Here is an 18,997-nt window from a genome sequence, read left to right on the forward strand (position 1 = left end):
TTCTGCCGCGGCGTTGGCAGCGTAGGGGGCACCGGGACGGACCCGGCGGATCAGACGGGAGTCATGAGATGAGCGACGTTCAGCAGCGGGTCGAGCGGTACCTGGCCATCTGGAACGAGACCGACCCGGCCGTGCGCCGCGCCGCGATCGACGCCCTGTGGACGGAACAGCCGCTGTACGTCGACCCGCTGGGCGTAGCCGAAGGACGAGACGCCATCGACTCCTTCGTCGGCGCGGCGCAGCAGCAGTTCCCCGGCTTGGTCTTCCGCCCCGCGGGCACCCTGGACGCCCACCACAACGTGGCCCGCTTCACCTGGGAACTCGGCCCCGAGGGCGGCGAGGCGATCGTCGTCGGTTTCGACGTGGCGGTCTTCGCCGACGACGGCCGCTTCGACCGCGTCCACGGCTTCCTCGACAAGGTGCCCGCCTGACGACGGGCGGGCGGCGTGCCGGACGTCCCGCGCCCGGCACGCCGCCCTGGTCGCGGTCAGATCTGCCGGAGCGCGCCGCCGTCGACCGTCCACTCCGCCCCGGTGACCTGGGAGGCCGGCGGGGACAGCAGGTAAGCGATGACCTGCGCAACGTCCTGGGGTGTGCCCAGGCGTCCGACGGGGAGTCGGCGCTCTTCGCGGACGAACCGCTCTATGGCCTCCTCCACTGGAAGCCCGAACTGGGCGGCGAGCTGGTCGGCGAACCCACCCGGCTGGTCCCACAACCTGGTTCGTGTAGGGCCGGGCGTGACGACGTTGGAGCGGATTCCACACCGGCCGAACTCCCCAGCCAGCGTCTTGGACACCGACAACAGCGCCGTCTTGGACGCCGCATAGTCGACCAGTGGCGTATCGGGGAACCGTCCGGCTTCGCTGGACACGTGCACCATGCTCCCCGCGCCCTGGTCGATCAGGGCCGGCAGCGCCGCGCGGGCCATCCGGACGGCCGCGTGGAAGTTCAGCTCGAAGGTCGCATGCCACTGGTCGTCGGTCACGTCGAGGAAGCCGATCCGGGAGTCGAGCGCACCCGCGTTGTTGACCAGTCCGTCCAGCCGCCCGTGCCGCTCCAGCGCGACGTCCACGGCGCGTTGCGCGGTGGCGGGGTCGGTCAGGTCGGCGGCGACGTCGCCGCTGCGGGAGACACCGACGACCTGCGCGCCCTCGTCGGTGAGCAGCGCGGCCGCCGCCGCACCGATCCCGGCGGACGCCCCGGTGACGATGAAGACCTTGCCGTCGAGTTCGAGATCCATGGCGGGCCCCTTCAGGAACGGCGCAGGAACGACCCGACGAGGGCCGCGCCGGCGAGGACGACGGCGACGTTCACCGCGATCGCGGTGTGGACGCCGCCGAGGACGGACGTGTTCGCGGTGGCCACGGCGCTCATCACGGGGATCCCGAGCGTGATGGCGACCTGCTGGGTCATGGTGGCGACGCCGGTCGCGAGGCCCTGCTCGCCGTCCGGCAGCCCGGACGTGACGGTCCCCATGAACGCCACGATCGCGACGAGGTTCCCGAATCCGCCGATCGCGGTGGCGGCGAGCATCAGGCCGAGCCCGTCGCGCGACTCGCCGATCCCCAGCAGCGCCGCCGTCGCCGCGGCCTGCAGGACGAGCCCGGCGACGAGGGTCGCGCGGCCGCCGAACCGTCCCATGATCCGGGGTGCGGCGACACCGCCGGCGAACGTCCCGGCGCCGAGGACGCCGAGCGCGAGCCCGGTGGTCAGCGGCGAGAAGTCCAGGACCTTCTGCAGGTAGAGCGTCATCAGGAACACCAGCGACGTTTCGGTGGCGAACGCCACGAACCCGCCGACGTTGCCCCAGGTGACGGTCCGCCGCGTCAGGACGTTCAGCGGCGCGAGCGGGGCCGGCGACCGCCGTTCCACCAGGACGAACACGCTCAGCAGGACGGCCGCGGCCACGAGCGCCCCCAGTGCCACCGGGTCGCCCCAGCCCCGCGAGCCGCCGGACGTGATCCCGTACACGAGCGCGAGGAGACCGCCGGTCACGGTCACCGCGCCGGGGACGTCCAGTTTCGCCCCGTTCCGCGACCGGCTCTCCGAAACGACCGCGGGTGTGACGGCGAGGATCAGCACCGCGACCGGCACGTTGATCAGGAAGGCCCACCGCCAGCTCAGCAGGTCCGTGAGCACACCGCCGAGGATCGCGCCGACGGTGAACCCGGCGGACATGAGCGCGCCGCTGAGGCCGAGCGCCCGCGTCCGCATCGGCCCTTCCGGGAAGGACGTCGTGATCAGCGACAGGGCTGCCGGTGTGGCGATCGCCGTGGCCAGGCCCTGCAGGACCCGCCCGGTCAGCAGCATCGCCGGCGACGCGGCCAGCCCGCCGATGAGGGAACCTCCCGCCAGAAGCGCCATGCCCGCCAGCAGCATCCGGCGCCGTCCGAACAGATCGGCGACGCGGCCGAACAGCAACGTGAATCCGGCGGCGGGAAGCGCGAACGCGGTCGCGATCCATTGCAGGTCGTCCAGGTCGAAGCCCAGTCCCCTGCCGACGACGGGCAGCGCCACGTTCAGGATGGAGAAGTCGATGGCGAGCATGAACTGCGCGCCCAGCAGAAGGGTCAGTACGAGCTTGTGCCGTGACGACATCCGCCCAGGAGGAGCGGAGACGGCGGTGGTGAGTGCGGTCATGGCAGAGACCCTCGCGCCGCAGGAAGCGGCTACCCAGCCCCCGCCCGTTCGTACCACCCGCAGTAGCAGGCTCCGTGATGCCCGCCGGATAGCCTCTGCGCATGGCGCGCAACGTCGAACTCGGCGAGTTCCTCAAGTCGCGGCGGGCACGGCTGCGGCCCGAGGACGTGGGCATCCCGTCGTTCGGGAGCCGGCGCCGTGTGCCGGGGTTGCGGCGGGAGGAACTGGCGCAGCTCGCCGGCGTCAGCGTCGCCTACTACATCCGGCTCGAACAGGGGACGGCCGAGGGCGTGTCCGCCGAGGTGCTCGGCGCGATCTCCCGGGCCCTGCGGCTGGACGGCGACGAACACGCCCACCTGCACCGCCTCGCGCACCCGCCGCGCCGCGAGCCCGCCACGGACCCGCCCCGCCTGCGCGCTCCGCTCCGGCATCTGCTCGACTCGATCACCCACGCGCCCGCGTACGTGGTCGGGCACCACACGAACGTGGTCGCCTGGAACCGGCTCACCGCCGCCGTGTTCGTCGACCTCGCGAACGTCCCGGCGGACGAGCGGACCTGGTCGCACCAGATCCATCTGAACGACGACTACAAGGCGCGGCTCGGGGACAACTGGCCCGCGGTCGCCCGCCGCAACGCGGCCTACCTGCGGTTCCGCTCCGGGCAGGACCCGGACGACCCGCGGCTGCGCACGCTGATCGACTGCCTGCGGGAACGCAGCCCCGAATTCCGGCGGATGTGGTCGGCGCACCACGTGACGGACCTGACGCACGGCGAGGCCCGCATCGACCACCCGGACGCCGGACGGCTCGTCCTGCCGTTCGAGACCCTGCACCTGCCCGGCGACCCCGACCTCAGCCGCCTCATGCTCTACGCCGCCGAACCGGGTTCCGCCTCGGAGAAGGCACTCCGCAGGCTGGCCGAGACGTCCACCCACCTCTCCAGCGCCGACCTGGCCTGAACAAAGTCGCGCGGTGGTACGTTCGATCCCGACTTGAAGGGGCACTCGCCACACTGTGGCCACTGCCCCTTTTTCTTGCGTATCGGCTCATTCGGTGGCGGCGAAGGCGGCCATCTCCAGCAGGAAGGCGAGCCCCTCGTTCAATACACGCAAAGCTCCTGGTAGTCGCACGGGCTGATCTTCCCACCCGTCCCGCCGGCGGCGCTAACGTACCCCCTGTGGACGAGATCGCCTGGCATGAGGACGGCCGGGCGCAGCGCGTCCGCTGGCGTTCGGAGAGCGGGGCCCCGCCACCCCGCCGTGTCGTGACCGCCGACGACGAGACGCGGGCGGACGACGCCTACCGGCTGGCCTGCGAGGGCACGGCGCTGCTGTGGCGCGGCGACTTCCAGAACGCGCGGCAGCTCCTCCAGGCGATGGCACGCCGGATCGACCGTCCTCCACGGCGACGTAGGCACAAGGCCGAACCGTCGCAGGTACAGGCGTTCCACCTTCACCGCCAAGCACGTGCCCAGCGCGCGCGGACGCTGGGCATGCTGCTCATACCGTTCGACCCCGGACACGTGATCCCGCTCCGACGGGCACCGGACGTGCAGGCCGCCTGCACCGAGGTCCACGGACCGGACGACCAGCCATACGTGACGTCCCTGCGCGAACTTCTCGGGCTGATCGGCGCCCATGAGTGGCGTGTGAAGGGCGTACCGATCCCCGCGCTCGGCGGCGACCGTGTTCACCCGCACTACGGCGTCTTCTCGCCGGTCAGAGGCGAGTACGTAGACCTGGTCGGCGCAGCGCCGCTGCCGTCAACGACATCGGCCTTCGACATCGGAACGGGGACGGGTGTCCTGGCGGCCGTCCTGGCCCGTCGCGGCATCGAGCGCATAGTCGCCACAGACCATGCCCCGCGCGCGCTTGCATGCGCCCAGGAGAACCTCAACCGGCTGGACGTTGCGAAGCAGGTCGACGTCGTCCAAGCCGACCTCTTCCCAGAAGGACGGGCCGGCCTGGTCATCTGCAACCCGCCCTGGGTACCGGCCAAACCCAGCTCGCCCCTCGAACACGCCGTCTACGACCCGGGAAGCCGGATGCTCCGCGGCTTCCTCGACGGCCTCACCGGCCACCTGGAGCCGGACGGCGAAGGCTGGCTGATCATGTCGGATCTGGCCGAGCACCTGGGCCTGCGCACCCGCGACGACCTCCTCGCAATGTTCTCCTCGTCCCGCCTGGAGGTCGCGGGCAGGCACGACACCAAGCCGACCCACCCCCGCGCCGCAGACCCCGACGACCCCCTCCACGCGGCCCGCGCCGCCGAGACGACGACCCTCTGGCGGCTCAGGCGCGGGCCGGACGGGCGGCCCCCCGGCCTGTGACGCGTGTCCGGCCACTACGCCGTCAAGTACGAGCAGGTCGCCCCGACCAAGTACGAGCAGGCCGCCCCGACCGGCTGGTGACGCCTTCGGGGAAGCCGGCCCCGGCCATGGATCAGATGTGGCTGCGGTGCGCGGTCTCCGGTGCCGACGACGCGGAGGAGCTCAAGGGCCTCGATGGTGGCGGTCCCCCGGCGGCGGGGTGAAGACGATCAGCCGCTGGTCCTCGGCGGGGGTCAGCAGGCCTCGGCGCCGAACTCGACACCGGCCACGTGGCGATGGTGGAGCGGCCGGACGAGTTCGAAAAGCTCGTGCGCGACTTCCTCGACCGGCCATAGCGACCCTGCGCCCGCCGAGGCCGTCCGCGCGGGGGAGCGCGGACGGGCACGGGGCGACCTCCCAGGTGAACTACCTGTCCGGGCTCACCGCCCCCGGACAAGGCGGAAGAACGCCCGGATGTCGCCGGTGAGCAGATCAGGTGCCTCAACGGCCGGGAAGTGCCCGCCACGGTCGAACTCCGTCCAGTGGACGACGTCGTAGACGCGCTCTACGAGACGCCTCACCGGCCGGACGAGGTCGCGCGCGAACACCGCCACGCCCAGGGGAACCGGACACGGAGCAGGCGGACCGCCCCGCGCGGCGTTCTCCCTATGCAGCCGTGACGAAGACCCAGCCGTACCGGTGAGCCAGTAGAGCATCACCGTCGTGAGCAACCGGTCGTCGTCGATTCCGCTCGCCGGGTCGGTCCACTCTGTGACCTTGTCAGTGATCCAGGCGAGCTGCCCCACGGGCGAGTCCGTCAGCCCGTACGCGACGGTCTGCGGACGCGTCGACTGCATCTGCCAGTACCCGGCGGGACTGGCCAGATACGCCTTCTGCCGTTCCAGCCTGTTCTTCTCCTCCCCGGACAGCTCGGAGACGTCGCCCGGGGGCGGCGAGCCCAGGTAGTTGAGGTGGACGCCGACGACCCGCTCCTCGGCCACGGAACCGAGCGCGTTCGAGATCGGCCACCCCCAGTCGCCACCCTGCGCGCCGTACCGCGCGTAGCCCAGGCGGTCCATCAACTCGGCCCACGCACGCGCGATGCGGTTCACGTTCCACCCGGCCTCGCGTGTCGCCCCGGACAGCGTGAATCCCGGCAGCGACGGGATCACGACGTGGAACGCGTCCGCCGGGTCGCCACCGTGCGCACGCGGGTCGGTGAGGGGCCCGATCACGTCCAGGAAGTCGGCGACCGTGCTCGGCCACCCGTGCGTGATGATCAGCGGCAGCGCGTCCGGCTCCGGCGACCGCACGTGGACGACATGGATGTTCGCCCCGTCGATCTCCGTCGTGAACTGCGGCAACGCGTTGAGTTTCGCCTCCTGTGCCCGCCAGTCGTACGTCGTCCGCCAGCGCTCGGCCAGGTCCTTCACCCGGCCGAGCGGGATGCCGTGATCCCATCCGATGCCGGGAAGCTCGTCCGGCCACCGCGTGCGGTCGAGCCGCTCGGCGAGGTCGTCGAGGTCGGCCTGCGGGACGTCCAGCCGGAACGGCGTGATCTCAGACATTCGCGACCTCCCAGATCGGACGCGCCTGCACCCGCGAGATCCGCCAGCCGCCCTCAGTGCGGGCGGCGACCAGCTCATAACGCTCACCCAGCAGCCGAGGCCCGCCTTCATGCGCGAAGACGACGAGCAGGTTCGCCCTGATCGTGGCCTGGTCTGCGTCCACATCGATCAGCCGGTCGGTGATGAAGTGCTGGGTCGGCACCGTGTGGTTGCGCCGCGCCTGCGCGACCAGCGCGTCGACGCCCTTCGCGACCCCGCCGAGCGTGTGGGCCTCCGCGTCTTCGGTGAAGAGGGCGCGTCCCTCATCGAAGCTCTTGTCGTCCAGCCACAGCCCCAGCCGGCTGACCAGCTCGGTCAGTTCACGACGATCGTCCATGATCCCCTCATTTCATTGGTAGTGCCAACGTTGGTGAGACCAACGTTATCAATCGTTGGCAGAACCAACAACCCGGTAAACTGATCCGCATGATGACGGCCGACACCCGGACGCCCGCACGCCTCCGGCACGCCCCGAGCTGGCTGATCAACCTGGCCTCCGCGCACAGCCACCGCCTGGTCAGCGACGGTTTCGCCGCCGCGGGCGCCCGCGGCTACCACTACCGGCTGCTCGCCGCCCTCGATGAGAACGGCCCGTCCAGCCAGGCCGCCCTCGGCCGCCGCACCGGCATCGACCGCAGCGACGTCGTCGCCGCCCTGAACGAACTCGCCGGGAAGAACCTGGTCGAACGCTCCCCCGACCCGTCCGACCGCCGCCGCAACGTCATCACCCTCACCCCGGACGGCTCACGCCACCTGAACGAACTGCAGGAGGTGGTGGACCAGGTCCAGGACGACCTTCTCGCCGCCCTCACCCCGTCCGAACGCGACCAACTCACCGACCTGCTGACCCGGGTCATCGACCACCACACCCGGAGCCGCCCATGATCCGATTCGTTGAACTCCCCACCACCGCGATGACCGCCCTGCTGGACGGCGACCTGGCCGCCGCGAGCGCCATCGCCGGAGTCGCCCTCACCGACTACTTCGTCACCGACGACGCGAAATCCCTCTGGAAGTTCCGGCTCGCCCAACTGGCCCGCGAACCGGGGGACACGCCCTGGATCGTGCGCGCCGTCCTAGCGGAGCCCCAGGGTGTCGTCATCGGACACGCCGGCTTCCAGAGCGCACCGACCCCCGAGGGAAGGGTCGAGGTCGCCTACGCCGTGGACCCCGCTCACCGCCGCCGGGGTTACGCCCGCGCGATGCTCACCGCCCTGCTCGACCGCGCCGCGTCCGAACCGTCCGTCAAGACCGTCCGCGCGTCGATCAGCCCCGACAACGCCGCATCGCTGGCGACAATCGCAGGCCACGGCTTCACCCACGTCGGCGAACAGTGGGACGAAGAAGACGGCCGAGAGCTGCTGTTCGACCGCCCCGCCCGCTGAAGGCAGGGGGCCCGCCGCCCCGGACGCCGCCGGTGCTCGATCACTCGACCACATGGTCGTCGACACCATCTCCGAACTGTCAGTTGCTCCCCGTGGCTCATCTCCCTGTGCAGGGCAGTTGGTCCTGGTGTGCCGGGAATAGGTGCCACCTGGACGCTGACGTGGTGAGCGAGATGACCAAAACCACGACGAGGTGATGTCGAGACGGTCGGGTCGGCTCCGACCTTCTCGTGACGGCACCGGACGATGGTGCCGATGGAGAGAAGGAGCACCCGATGTCCAAGGTTCGCGTTCACAACTTCGCCATCTCGCTGGACGGCTTCGGCACCGGTGCCGGGCAGGCCCCGGACGCCCCGTTCGGCCACGCCGGCGAGCGCCTGCACGAGTGGATGTTCGCCACCCGGTTCTGGGGCGAGATGACCGGCGCCCAAGGCGGCGGCTCCGGCGCCGACCACGCGTTCGCCGCGATGCACGGCCCCGGCATCGGCGCCGAGATCATGGGCGCCGGAAAGTTCGGCCCGCCCGGCTGGCAGGACGACCCCGGCTACAGGGGCTGGTGGGGCCCCAACCCGCCGTTCCACACGCCGACCTTCGTGCTCACCCACCGGCCCCGGCCGGCGATCGAGATGGAGGGCGGCACCACGTTCCACTTCCTGGACGCCTCACCCGCGGAGGCGCTCGCCACGGCCCGCGAAGCGGCCGGTGGCCAGGACGTCCGCCTGGGCGGCGGGCCTTCGGTGATACGCGACTTCCTCGCCGAGGGTCTGGTCGACCACATGCACGTGGTTCAGGTGCCGATCCTGCTCGGCCGCGGCGTCCGGCTCTGGGACGGCCTGGAGTCGCTGGAGGACACGTACGACATCGAGGCGGTCTCCACGCCCAGCGGCGTCACGCACCTGACGTTCACCAACAAGCGTCTGTGACCAGGAAGCCGCGAGGTCTCCGGTAACCGGGACGGACCCGACCGATTGCCCGCCAGATCCCGCGCTCGTCCCGCGCGATCGTCCAGCCGGGGAAGAGGTGCTGGAGCAGCAGCAACGTGACGGGCTCGTTCGCCTCGGGCCGCCGGTGGGTCAGCGAAGCTCGGCCCACACGACCTTCCCTTCCTCGTTGAGGGGGCGGACGCCCCACCTCTGTACCAGCTCCGCCATCAGGGCCAGCCCACGGCCGGACGTCGCGGCGTAGTCGTCCGGCTTGATCACCGGCCGGCCCTCCCCGCCGTCCCACACCTCCACGACCACGAGGCCGTCGCGCTCGTCCTGGAACACTCGCACGACGATCGGCCCTTTCCCGTGCTGCCATGCGTTGGTGACCAGCTCGCAGACGACGAGCCGTCCCACGTAGTCGTCGGCGATTCCCCACTCCGCGAACCGCTCGGCGAGGAACCGCCGCGCCAGCCGCGGAGCCTCGTCTGTGGGATCGAGTACGAGCGTCGGGGTCTCGGGCGCACATGTCGGAGCGGCCACTTCAGATCACCTCCGGAACATTCCGTGATTGGGCTGTAACGGAGCGTCCCGCGCGAAAGAATGCCAACGAGGCACAGAACACGTGGTCGCGGGCATCACGGCGACTCTGCGTTCGCCACCGTTCATCGTTCGGTCATCACCGGTCGGAGGAGACGACATGCCACAACGTCCGAAGCGCCTGACCCCCTCGCGCGGCCCCCTGGACCTGTTCGGATCCGAGGTGCGCCGATACCGGCAACTGGCGGGGTTCTCCCTCGCCCAAGTCGCGGACCAGATCCCGTACGCCGCGTCCACCATCGGTGAGATCGAGCGAGGCGAGTCAAGCTGCGACCGAGTGTTCGCCGAGCAGTGCGACCAGGTACTCGACACCCGAGAAGCCCTCGCCCACCTCCACGACGGCCTCTTCGACGGCCGCACGGCCGTCTTCCCCGAACACTTCGCCCGATGGCCCGAGTACGAGGCCAAGGCCGAGACCTTGCGTTCCTACCAGCCGCTCGTGATCCACGGCCTGTTGCAGACGCCGAGTTATGCCGAGGTGCTCCTGTACGGCGACCAGCAAGCGGTGCAAGGCCGGATCGACCGGCAGGCCATCCTCGTCAGGGACGAACCGCCCCCGCCGAGGCTGATCTACATCCTGCCGGAACGGGTCCTGCGCTCACGGGTCGGCACCGCCGAGGTGATGTACGAACAACTTCACCGACTCGCCGATGCCGTATCCCCACGCCTGTCCGTTCAAGTGATTCCGGACGGTGCCCCACATCCGGGCAACTCGGGAGCCTTCATCATCGCGACCCTGCCCGGCAGCCTGCGGGCCGCTTACACTGTCTCCGAGCCGCACGGCAGGATTTTGGATGGGCTGTCCGACATCGAACGACTGGACGAGCGGTTCGCGGACATTTCCACTTACGCACTTCCGGCCGAACTGTCGGCAGTGCTGATCAGGGAGATCGCGGAGGAAGTATGGAAGCCATGACCCCCCACCCCGCGTGGCGAAAGAGCAGCCACAGCAGTTCACAGGGGGACGACTGCGTTGAACTGGCCGGCCTCAACGGAGTCATCGGTCTCCGTGACAGCAAGGACCCGGACGGCCCCAAGCTGCTCATGGACGCCGACGAATTCACGGCCCTTGTGGCGGCGCTCAAGCGCTGACCTTCCGGAGAACGGAGGAGCGATGAGAAACGTGACCCCTCGCCTCACCTGGATCGGGGCGCAGGAGAAGCTCCTATAGGCCGGAACGATGGGTGGAGAGCCAGTCGGGATGCGCGGCCTTGAGGGCGTCTCTGATAGCGCTGTTGGGCGCGAACACATCTCCACCACCGTCGTAGGGATGGTAGAGCCAGCGGAGGTCGAGTGGGGCCAGGCCGACTCCCGCGATAACGTCATCGGTCACCAGCCGGAACAGGGGATCCAGGGCCTCTCTGCTGCGCGGACGGCGACTGATGTATAGATGCTCATAAAGAACGTCATCGGGGAACTCATCGTCGTGGACGCGACTACCCCAGTGCCGGGCATCCGGATCGACTTCTTGGAGCCGGCTCATGCGAACGGCCGGTTGAGAGTCCCCGTTCCACTCGTGAGTGACCACATACAGCTCATCTTCATTCGGCCCCAGCTCGTTCAACAGGGTGTGATGCCGTTCGAGCACGATTGCGTACTCGGCCTCGTCATCGGGGTATCTCTTGGACTCCGGGAGGCTGTGAAAGCGAACCCATCGGTCTTGACACACAGAGCGCATCTGAACATCACCTGCTCGGGCCGGCCACTGCCGCTCCCACAGAGCCGACAGCGCTTCGAGATCGTTCATGCTCGTCACCCCGTTCTCGAACCATGCGCCCGCGCAGAATACGAGCCCTCTAATGCAGGCCGCCACGCCGGCAGCCACGACAAGCCTGGCGAATCGTTTCGCCCCGCACGCTCCAGCCGCCCACCGTCGTAACCGTTTGAAGGCTGGGTCCTGCATCTGACGGGGGCATCCCGCGAACAACTCAGGGCAACTGGCGATCAGCGAACCTGTTTCCGGCGGTGACGGCGTCCAGCCAAGCGAGCATCTTGAGCAGGGTCAGCTTCCAGTGCAGCGCGTCTGGGTTTCGTGCCTCGCTTCGTGTTCTGATGGCATCAGGTTCCGCGTGTGTCGTTTGGGAGGCGGCGATCGGGGTGCGGCCCACAGGCCGGGCTGACGCGGGAAATGACGAGCGGGGAGGACAGTTATGGCGTCGCTGCCGCCAAATCCGGTGTTGGAGTCGCTTGAGCCGCTGATAGGTGAGTGGAGAGTCGAGGTGCCCCAGTTCGGGGACGGGTCCGCACCGGTGAGCATCGAGTGGCTTGAGGGGCGGGCCTTCGTGCGCATCCAGGCCGAGCCGCCGGATCCGGCGCCGAACTCCACGCAGCTCGTCAGCGGGGACGACTCGTCCAACGTCTACACCGTCCTCTACTACGACTCGCGTGGCGTGTCCCGCGTCTACCGAATGACCTTTGAGGGCGGCGTCTGGAAGATGTGGCGGGACGCGCCGGGCTTCGACCAGCGCTTCACCGGGACGCTCAGCGACGACGGGCGCACCATCCGGGCGACGTGGGAGAAGTCCCTGGACAACGCCACCTGGGAGCACGACTTCGACCTGATCTACACCAAGGTCGGCTGATCAGGCGCCGGCCACCATGACCGGGATCGTCAGCGCGATCAGGGCCGTCAGGGTCCACAGGGCGGGGGCCGAGCCGAGGACCTGTTCGCGGCGGGCGGTGGCGCGGGCCGCTTCCAGGTCGTTGCGGGTCAGCCACCACGGATTCTCCCGGTGTTCCAGCCAGGCGTGGACGGCGCCCAGCGCGCCCCCGTAGGCGAGATGGCCGATGAGGCTCGCGAAGTCCGCGGCGATGGTCGGGGCCGTCCACCACAGGGGGACGTCCAGCACCGCGGGCATCAGGGTCAGGCCGCCGAAGACCCACCAGAAGAACCCGTAGGAGAGCCCCCAGCCGACGCCGGACACCAGGTCGTAACCGCGTCCGCGGAACAGCAGCGCGTAGGACACGCCGATGCCCTGGGCGATGAGGAGGTGGACGGCCCACCCGGCGACATCGCCGCCCGCGCCGACGAGTTTCGCCACCGTGGTCAGCACGTCCACGGCGCCCCACACGAGACCGAAGAGGACGCCGCCGACGAGTCCGGACAGCGCGCCGTAGCCGACGACCCGCAGGCCGCGTGTCCCGATCGGACGGTTGCGGAGCCGCACGTCGTCGACGAACAGGGCGCGGGCGAGTGCGCCGAGCCAGCCGAAGACGGCCGCGATCCCGGCGCCCGCCAGCAGGTACGGCGGCAGCCTGGTCGCGGCGTCCGCCACGGCGGGCCGCGACCAGTCGAGGGTGCCCTCGTCCAGCAGCGGCGCGACGGTGAGGCCGGCGACGACCCACCACAGGAAGCCGTAGGCGGTGCCGCGGACGATCGCCGGGCCGGTCCCCTCCGCGCGCCCGGTGAACAGCAGCGGGTAGGCGATGCCCATGCCGACCGCGACGGCCGGCAGCCATCCGAGCCGCGCCCCGGCGCCGACTCCGAAGGCGAGGACGAGGAGGCCGCCGACGATCACGGCGGCGAGCAGCCCTCGCAGGAGGGTTCTCGGACGGAGATGGTCCCGTGCGGCGGACCGGCCGTCCCGCTGGAGGAGCGCGAAGCCGACCGCGGTGACCGCGCCGTAGTAGAGCTGGCCCAGCAGGCTCGGCAGCGCCGCCTGCGCGGCGTCCAGGCTCCAGGTCATCGGCGTTCCCGACAGCAGCGGCAGCAGCGTCAACGTCCCCAGGAACCACCAGAACACGCCGTAGGCCAAGCCCCAGAACAGCAGCTCGCTCGACCGGATCCGCTGGTGCACCGCGAGCAGCCCGAATCCGGCGCCCACCGTGACCGCGATCATCATGTGCAGGACGAAGCCGAGCCACGGCGCGCTGGACCCGGCGAGCACCGCGACGTCCGGGAGTGTGCCGAGCGACAGCATCGCCGTGCCCCAGACCAGGCCCCCGGCCGCGCCGGCGAAGGCGCCGGCGGGTGCGCCGCGTCCGGGGAACGCCGGCTCGCGGACCGCCTCCGCCGTCATCGCGCACCTTGCCCGGGCAGCGGCGCCGGAGCGTCGGCGGGTGGGCCGGTGACGACGATGTCGCGTGGGAACGCCGTGTCCAGGACCCAGTCGAGGAGGACGCGGACACGGCGCTCGACGCCGGGCAGCTTGGCGAGGTAGATGCCGCGCCACAGCAGCCAGGCGACCAGGCCGGAGAAGGGACGTCCGCGGATCTCCCCCGCGGCGGTGCGATGGCCGAGCGCGACGAAGGTCCCGATGGTCCGGAAGCGGAACGGGTGGGGGCGCTGGCCCCTCAGGACGGCGGCGATGTTGTCGGCGACCGCCTTGCCCTCGCGCATCGCGTGCTGGGCGGTCGGCGGGTAGAGGGTGCCGTCCTCGGTGGGGATCTGGGCGCAGTCACCGATCGCCCAGACGCGGTCCAGTTCGAACGCGCGCATGGTCCGGTCGACGACGACCTGGCCGCGGCGGCCGCTCTCACCGGGAAGGATCCGCAGCAGCGGGTTCGACCGGTTGCCCGCCGTCCACACGAAGGTCGCCGTCTCGATCACCTCGCCGTCGTCGAGCCGCACACTGCGGCCGGTCGCGCCGGCCGCGCGGGCACCGAGCCGGAACTCGATGCCGCGGGCCCGCAGCTTCTTCAGCGCGTAGTCGCCCAGCCGGTCCGACAGTTCGGGGAGGATGCGCTCGTCAGAGTGGACGAGGATGAAACGCGGCTCGTCCGGGTCGATGGCGGGGTAGAAGTGGAGCACGTCGTGGGTGAGGTCGTACAGTTCGGCGACCGACTCCGTCCCCGCGAACCCGCCGCCCGCCACGACGAAGGTCAGCAGCCGCCTCCGCTCCGCCGGATCGGCTTCCTGGTCGGCGCGCTCCAGCAGCGCCAGCACCCGGTCGCGCAGCCGCACCGCGTCCGCGAGCGACTTCAGCGTCAGCGCGTGCTCCGCCACGCCCGGCAGGTCGGGGAAATGCGGGACGGACCCGGCCGCCAGCACCAGATGCTCGTACCCGACGGGCTCGCCCCCCGACTCAAGGACGACGCGCCGCCGTGCGACGTCGACGCCGGCGACCCGCCCGTGCCGGAACCGCGTGTGGGACGCGGCGGCCCGGACCGGTGAGCTGATGTGCCGCTCCTCCAGCCCGCCGGACGCGACCTCGGCCAGCATCGGCGTGAACAGCAGATAGTTGGAGTCGCTGATCAGCGTCACGTCGATGCGGTGACCGCGCAGGTTCAGCCGTTCGAACCGGCGCGCGGCGCTGACGCCGCCGAAACCTCCCCCGACGATGACGACGCGCGGTGCGGGCTTTTCCGAAGTTTCCGGGCGTGCGGGCAGCCGCCGCACGGAGACGTGGAACAGCATCCCGGCGAGCGTCCCCTGGAGCAGTGAGCCGACCAGTTCCGGATACACGGCCGTGGCGGCCCCGACCGACCAGGTCGGGCTGCTGCCCCGCAGCCACGGATCCAGCGTCAGCCACCACACCGTCCAGCCGAGGAGGCCGAGCAGCAGCCCGCCCGCCGCCGACACCGCCGGGCCGGACGGCCGCCGGCCGACGAACACGCCCAGCAGTTCACCGACGACGGCCGCGTACACGGCGAAAACCGCCCAGCCGAACGTCCCGTGGGACGCGAGCAGGTTCTGCGAGGCCATCAGCGCGCCGACCGCCAGCCCCGACACCAGCCCGCTGCCCATCCCGATGAGCACCCTGACGCCACCCCTGAGCGCCGTAGGTCCCTGCTCCCGAAGCCGCACGTCGAATCACCGTCCCCGCCGTGGGCGGGGCCGCCCGCTCGTCCCCGTCCCAGCGCACCCCGGGACCGCGCGAACCGCCACCCGTGAAAACCGGCGCGTCCCGACTCCGAGGCACTCGCTTCCCCGTACGGGCGGACGCGGCCGGCCGGTTCAGCGGAGCGACCTCGAATTCCGCCGCGAGGGGCGGGGCCGGTCACGGCGCGGCCGGGGCCTCCGGAGGAGTGCGGCGCTTGCGGGGGGCGGCGGAGCGGGGCGGCCGGGTGCGCATGTGGTCGCGCACGCGGGTCATGATGTCGCCGAGGTGGTGCAGGTCGTCGCCGGAGAGCGGATCGAACAGCAGGCGGCGGACGCCCTCGACGTGGCCGGGCAGGACGCGGCCGAAGAGGGCCAGCCCGTCCTCGGTGATGGTGACCAGGGTGGCGCGCTCGTCGTCGCGGCCGGGCGCGCGGGTGACGAGGCCCGCCTTCTCCAGCTGTCCGGCCTGGTAGGTGAGGCCGCTGCGGCTGTAGACGACGCCGTCGGCCAGCTGCGTCATGGTCAGCGGGCCGTTCGCGTCGGCGAGGCGGGCCAGGAGCTGGAACTGCACGTAGCTGAGGTCGCCCTCGGCACGTAGCTGCTGCTCGACCTGATGCTGGAGCAGGCTGACGGCCTCCATGAGCATGAAGTAGGCCCTGAGCTGCTGGGGATCGAGCGCCTCACCGGCGTCGGCGTCTGGGCGGGTGGCGCTCATGCCGTCATCGTACGTGCTTCGAAATCAAAGCAATGTGACGAGGCCCACCCGTCCGACGGGTATTGCTTCGAAGTCGAAGCAGGTTACGGTCCTTACATGCTTCGACTTCGAAGCACTGACGGAGGAGAGAGATCATGAAGGCAGTGCGCTACCACTCCTACGGCGACAGCGGCGTCCTGGTGTACGAGGACGCCGACCGTCCGGCGGCGGGAGCGGGACAGGTGGTGGTGAAGGTGGCCGGTACCTCGTTCAACCCGGTGGACGCCGGGCTCCGCGGCGGATACCTGCGAGAGCCCTTCCCGCTCGCCCTCCCGCACACCCCGAACTTCGACGTGGCGGGCACCATCGCGGAGGTCGGCGAAGGGGCCGGCGACTGGAGCATCGGCGACGCCGTGGTGGCGTTCCTGCCGATGAACGAGCCGGGAGCAGCCGCCGAATACGCCGTCGCACCCGCCGAGGCGCTCGCCGCCGCCCCCCGCACGGTCGAGCCGGCCGACGCGGCGGCACTGCCCTCGTCCGGCCTGACGGCCTGGCAGGCGTTGTTCGAGCACGCCGATCTGAAGGCCGGGCAGAGCATCCTGGTCAACGGCGCGGGCGGTGCGGTCGGCGGCTACGCCGTCCAGCTCGCCGTGCAGGCGGGCGCCACCGTGACCGCGACCGCGAGCGCCCGCAGCGCCGACCGCATCCGTTCCTACGGGGCCGACCGGATCGTCGACTACACCGGCACGCCCCTTCCGCAGGCGGTCGCCGGGCAGCGGTTCGACGTCGTCCTGAACCTGGTGAGGACCACCCCCGGGGAGACCTCGCAGCTCGTGGACCTGGTCGCCGACGGCGGAGCCTTCGTCAACACCGTTCCGCCCGGCCCGCAGGACGCCGGACGCGGAGTACGGACGGTGCAGATGTTCGTGCGCAGCGACGCCTCCCAGCTCGCCGGCCTCGTCACCCGCGTCGACGCCGGCGACCTGAAGATCGACGTCGCCCAGCGGCGCCCCCTGGCCGACCTGCCCGCCGTCCACGACGATTCCGACGCCGGACGCCTGCCCGGCAAGACCGTCCTGATCCCCTGACCCGGTCTCGGTCAGGCCCGCGGCGCGCCGTGAGTCTCCGCGAAGGCCAGAAGGTGCTCGGCGGTCCGCGACGGATCCTCCAGCATGGGTGAATGTCCCAGGCCGGGCAGCAACACGACCCTCGCGCCCGGGACGGTGCGGTAGTCGGCAGCGGAGGAGGGCCGCCATCTCCGGTCCTCCTCGCCGAACATCACCAGCAGCGGCTTGCCGAGGGCCGCCAGCCGATCGGGGAGAGCGCGCCGCTCCAGAAAGTCGTCCGCCGCCCGCGATGTCGCGGTGAGCGCGTGGTAGGTCATGGCGCGCACGTCGTCGACGAGTTGCTGCGGGACGTCGTAGCCGCGGCGGCTGAACGCGGTGCCCAGACCTTGGCGAACGACCCTGTCGGTCCGGAACCGCCACAGCAGTTGCCCGACGGCGGGCACGAACAGGAGCCGGCCGACGAACCCGTCCGAGACGAAGGCGTCCAGGCGGGGCCCGGAGTCGATGAGCGCCACCGCACTCACCAGATCGCGCCGCTGCTCGGCGAGTGCGGTGGCGACCGAACCGCCGGTGGAATGGCCGACCACCAGGGCGTGCTCCACGCCGAGCCGGTCCAGTACCTCACCGACCCGGCGTCCCTGCTCCGGTATCGCGTAGCCCTCGCCGGACGGTTTGGCCGACCGGCCGTGCCCGAGCAGATCGACCCGGAGGACGCGGTAGGACCCCGCCAGCTCCGGAACGAAGGAGTCCCACCAGCGGGTCGACCCGGCGAGCCCATGAATGAGGACGAGCGCCGGGGCGTCACGGGGGCCGTCCTGGCGCACGTGGACGCCCCCGCCGTCGAGAGGCAGGATCGAGGTCCCGGCGGCCTGCGCGTCCTGCCGCGACACCACCGCCGCGTTCGCCACGAGCAGCCCGCCGACCGTGAGGAGGACGGCCGAGACAACGATGACGCGGCGCCCGCGGCGGCTTCCCGCGCGTCTCACGTCCGGCCGCCCGGGAGAGGACCTCGGAACGGCGTCGTCCAACGGCCGGGGTCACCGGCCCCCAGAAAAGTGACCATGGGCCCACTGTCGCCGTCCGCTCGCGCCGTGGCTTGAACGAATGTTCCCGGTCGGGCGGCTCCGCCTAGCATGTGGGGATGCGGCGCAGCGCGCACGAACGTGACGATACGGCCGTGTGGGACGTCGTCCGTCCGGCGCGGTCCAGCCGGGTCGCGGGTGTCGGCATGGCCGGGTTCCGCGACCGCGGCACGTCCGCGGCCGCCCACCGGGCGGTGCCGCATCCGGCCGTGACGCTGGCGCTGATGTTCGGCGGCGGCTCACTCGTCGTGGACGACGCAGGCGGGCGGCGGCACCGGGGAAGTCTCGTCGCCGGGCTCGGGTTCGGACTCGGCCCGGTCTGGATGCGGGGCGAGAACTTCGAGGGCGTGCAGGTGCGCCTGTCCCCGGTGGTCGCACGCGCGATCCTGGGCGCGTCCCCGGCGGAGTTGGACGGCGCCGTGGTGGCCCTCGACGACCTGTGGGGCCGGGAAGCATCACGGATCCAGGAGCAGCTCAGCGAAGCCTCCTCGTGGGAAGCCCGTTTCGCGTTGACGGACGCGCTGCTCTCCCGCCGACAGGAGGCCCGGTCGTCCGTGGACCCGGAGGTCACCCGCGCCTGGAACCGGATCGTCGCCTGCCGCGGTCTGCTCCGGGTCGACGAACTGGCGGCCGAGGTCGGCTGGAGCCGCAAACGCCTGTGGTCCCGGTTCCGCTCGCAGATCGGCCTGCCGCCCAAGCGCGCCGCGAAGCTCGTCCGATTCGACCATGCCGCCCACCGCCTGGCCGCGGGCGGGGACCCGGCCCGGGTCGCGGCGGAGAGCGGCTACGCCGACCAGCCCCACCTGCATCGGGACGTCGTGGCGCTCACCGGGGCGACCCCGTCGACCGTCGCCGGTGAACCATGGCTGGCGGTCGACGACACCGCATGGACGAGCCACGGGGACCGGCAACCCCCGCCCCCGTAGGTTC

At 71.0% G+C, this 18,997-nt stretch carries 21 protein-coding genes; 11 read left to right on the forward strand and 10 right to left on the reverse strand.

The annotated features are described in order from the left end of the window. Window positions 1-68 precede the first annotated feature (68 nt). Window positions 69-431 (forward strand): nuclear transport factor 2 family protein, encoded by a 363-nt coding sequence (locus ACGFIS_RS20925; RefSeq protein ID WP_392972185.1) that lies wholly within the window; start codon window positions 69-71, stop codon window positions 429-431. A 56-nt stretch (window positions 432-487) separates the two neighbouring features. Here ACGFIS_RS20925 and ACGFIS_RS20930 read toward each other — a convergent pair whose 3' ends face one another. After that, window positions 488-1,240 carry an SDR family NAD(P)-dependent oxidoreductase gene (locus tag ACGFIS_RS20930; protein ID WP_392972187.1) on the reverse strand — a complete coding sequence of 251 codons (753 nt, stop codon included), beginning with the start codon at window positions 1,238-1,240 and terminating at the stop codon, window positions 488-490. Between the two features lie 11 nt (window positions 1,241-1,251). Next, complete coding sequence (locus ACGFIS_RS20935) at window positions 1,252-2,640, reverse strand: MFS transporter (RefSeq protein WP_392903872.1); 1,389 nt, start codon at window positions 2,638-2,640, stop codon at window positions 1,252-1,254. Window positions 2,641-2,741: 101 nt separating this feature from the next. Here ACGFIS_RS20935 and ACGFIS_RS20940 point away from each other — a divergent pair, with 101 nt between their 5' ends. Beyond that, complete coding sequence (locus ACGFIS_RS20940) at window positions 2,742-3,599, forward strand: helix-turn-helix domain-containing protein (protein ID WP_392972189.1); 858 nt, start codon at window positions 2,742-2,744, stop codon at window positions 3,597-3,599. 218 nt (window positions 3,600-3,817) lie between these two features. Continuing rightward, window positions 3,818-4,969: a methyltransferase gene (locus tag ACGFIS_RS20945; protein WP_392972191.1), complete on the forward strand. Its 1,152-nt coding sequence runs from the start codon at window positions 3,818-3,820 to the stop codon at window positions 4,967-4,969. A 419-nt stretch (window positions 4,970-5,388) separates the two neighbouring features. Here the strand turns inward: ACGFIS_RS20945 and ACGFIS_RS20950 are convergent, their stop codons facing one another. Together ACGFIS_RS20950 and ACGFIS_RS20955 are read right to left on the reverse strand one after the other, a co-directional pair. After that, a complete protein-coding gene (locus tag ACGFIS_RS20950; protein ID WP_392972193.1) occupies window positions 5,389-6,516 on the reverse strand; it encodes an epoxide hydrolase family protein in 1,128 nt (375 codons plus the stop codon). After that, complete coding sequence (locus tag ACGFIS_RS20955; protein WP_392972195.1) at window positions 6,509-6,892, reverse strand: nuclear transport factor 2 family protein; 384 nt, start codon at window positions 6,890-6,892, stop codon at window positions 6,509-6,511. The genes ACGFIS_RS20950 and ACGFIS_RS20955 overlap by 8 nt, the downstream gene beginning before the upstream one ends. Before the next feature lie 89 nt (window positions 6,893-6,981). On the opposite strand from ACGFIS_RS20955, the gene ACGFIS_RS20960 reads away from it, so the two are divergent. The 3 genes from ACGFIS_RS20960 to ACGFIS_RS20970 all read left to right on the forward strand — a co-directional run bounded on the left by ACGFIS_RS20960 (window position 6,982) and on the right by ACGFIS_RS20970 (window position 8,863). After that, on the forward strand, window positions 6,982-7,440 hold the full coding sequence (locus ACGFIS_RS20960) for a MarR family winged helix-turn-helix transcriptional regulator (RefSeq protein ID WP_392903860.1): 459 nt from the start codon (window positions 6,982-6,984) through the stop codon (window positions 7,438-7,440). Further along, window positions 7,437-7,940: a GNAT family N-acetyltransferase gene (locus ACGFIS_RS20965; RefSeq protein WP_392903857.1), complete on the forward strand. Its 504-nt coding sequence runs from the start codon at window positions 7,437-7,439 to the stop codon at window positions 7,938-7,940. The genes ACGFIS_RS20960 and ACGFIS_RS20965 overlap by 4 nt, the downstream gene beginning before the upstream one ends. A 275-nt stretch (window positions 7,941-8,215) precedes the next feature. Continuing rightward, a complete protein-coding gene (locus ACGFIS_RS20970) occupies window positions 8,216-8,863 on the forward strand; it encodes a dihydrofolate reductase family protein (protein WP_392972197.1) in 648 nt (215 codons plus the stop codon). A gap of 150 nt (window positions 8,864-9,013) precedes the next feature. Here ACGFIS_RS20970 and ACGFIS_RS20975 read toward each other — a convergent pair whose 3' ends face one another. Then, on the reverse strand, window positions 9,014-9,406 hold the full coding sequence (locus ACGFIS_RS20975; protein WP_392903852.1) for an ATP-binding protein: 393 nt from the start codon (window positions 9,404-9,406) through the stop codon (window positions 9,014-9,016). A gap of 82 nt (window positions 9,407-9,488) precedes the next feature. Between ACGFIS_RS20975 and ACGFIS_RS20980 the strand changes: the two genes are divergently transcribed. Then, a complete protein-coding gene (locus tag ACGFIS_RS20980; protein WP_392903849.1) occupies window positions 9,489-10,379 on the forward strand; it encodes a Scr1 family TA system antitoxin-like transcriptional regulator in 891 nt (296 codons plus the stop codon). Then, window positions 10,376-10,555, forward strand: coding sequence for a DUF397 domain-containing protein (locus ACGFIS_RS20985; RefSeq protein WP_392972199.1), 180 nt, complete (start codon window positions 10,376-10,378; stop codon window positions 10,553-10,555). The genes ACGFIS_RS20980 and ACGFIS_RS20985 overlap by 4 nt, the downstream gene beginning before the upstream one ends. A 73-nt stretch (window positions 10,556-10,628) precedes the next feature. Here the strand turns inward: ACGFIS_RS20985 and ACGFIS_RS20990 are convergent, their stop codons facing one another. Then, complete coding sequence (locus ACGFIS_RS20990; RefSeq protein WP_392903844.1) at window positions 10,629-11,210, reverse strand: hypothetical protein; 582 nt, start codon at window positions 11,208-11,210, stop codon at window positions 10,629-10,631. 472 nt (window positions 11,211-11,682) lie between these two features. Between ACGFIS_RS20990 and ACGFIS_RS20995 the strand changes: the two genes are divergently transcribed. Further along, on the forward strand, window positions 11,683-12,045 hold the full coding sequence (locus ACGFIS_RS20995; protein WP_392903841.1) for a hypothetical protein: 363 nt from the start codon (window positions 11,683-11,685) through the stop codon (window positions 12,043-12,045). Here the strand turns inward: ACGFIS_RS20995 and ACGFIS_RS21000 are convergent, their stop codons facing one another. The 3 genes from ACGFIS_RS21000 to ACGFIS_RS21010 all read right to left on the reverse strand — a co-directional run bounded on the left by ACGFIS_RS21000 (window position 12,046) and on the right by ACGFIS_RS21010 (window position 15,939). Further along, the gene (locus ACGFIS_RS21000) at window positions 12,046-13,482 is read right to left on the reverse strand and encodes a hypothetical protein (protein WP_392972201.1); all 1,437 of its coding nucleotides are present in this window, start codon (window positions 13,480-13,482) and stop codon (window positions 12,046-12,048) included. It abuts the gene before it with no gap. Further along, complete coding sequence (locus tag ACGFIS_RS21005; protein WP_392972203.1) at window positions 13,479-15,149, reverse strand: NAD(P)/FAD-dependent oxidoreductase; 1,671 nt, start codon at window positions 15,147-15,149, stop codon at window positions 13,479-13,481. The genes ACGFIS_RS21000 and ACGFIS_RS21005 overlap by 4 nt, the downstream gene beginning before the upstream one ends. A gap of 253 nt (window positions 15,150-15,402) precedes the next feature. Then, window positions 15,403-15,939 carry a MarR family winged helix-turn-helix transcriptional regulator gene (locus ACGFIS_RS21010; RefSeq protein WP_392903834.1) on the reverse strand — a complete coding sequence of 179 codons (537 nt, stop codon included), beginning with the start codon at window positions 15,937-15,939 and terminating at the stop codon, window positions 15,403-15,405. A gap of 134 nt (window positions 15,940-16,073) precedes the next feature. Between ACGFIS_RS21010 and ACGFIS_RS21015 the strand changes: the two genes are divergently transcribed. After that, entirely contained in the window at window positions 16,074-17,006 is a 933-nt protein-coding gene (locus tag ACGFIS_RS21015) for an NADP-dependent oxidoreductase (protein WP_392903832.1), read from the forward strand. An 11-nt stretch (window positions 17,007-17,017) separates the two neighbouring features. Here the strand turns inward: ACGFIS_RS21015 and ACGFIS_RS21020 are convergent, their stop codons facing one another. Beyond that, a complete protein-coding gene (locus ACGFIS_RS21020) occupies window positions 17,018-17,971 on the reverse strand; it encodes an alpha/beta fold hydrolase (RefSeq protein ID WP_392903830.1) in 954 nt (317 codons plus the stop codon). A 155-nt stretch (window positions 17,972-18,126) separates the two neighbouring features. On the opposite strand from ACGFIS_RS21020, the gene ACGFIS_RS21025 reads away from it, so the two are divergent. After that, window positions 18,127-18,993 (forward strand): helix-turn-helix domain-containing protein, encoded by an 867-nt coding sequence (locus tag ACGFIS_RS21025; protein ID WP_392903828.1) that lies wholly within the window; start codon window positions 18,127-18,129, stop codon window positions 18,991-18,993. Window positions 18,994-18,997 lie beyond the last annotated feature (4 nt).

The organism is Spirillospora sp. NPDC048824 (genome assembly GCF_043198455.1).
Taxonomy (GTDB): domain Bacteria; phylum Actinomycetota; class Actinomycetes; order Streptosporangiales; family Streptosporangiaceae; genus Spirillospora.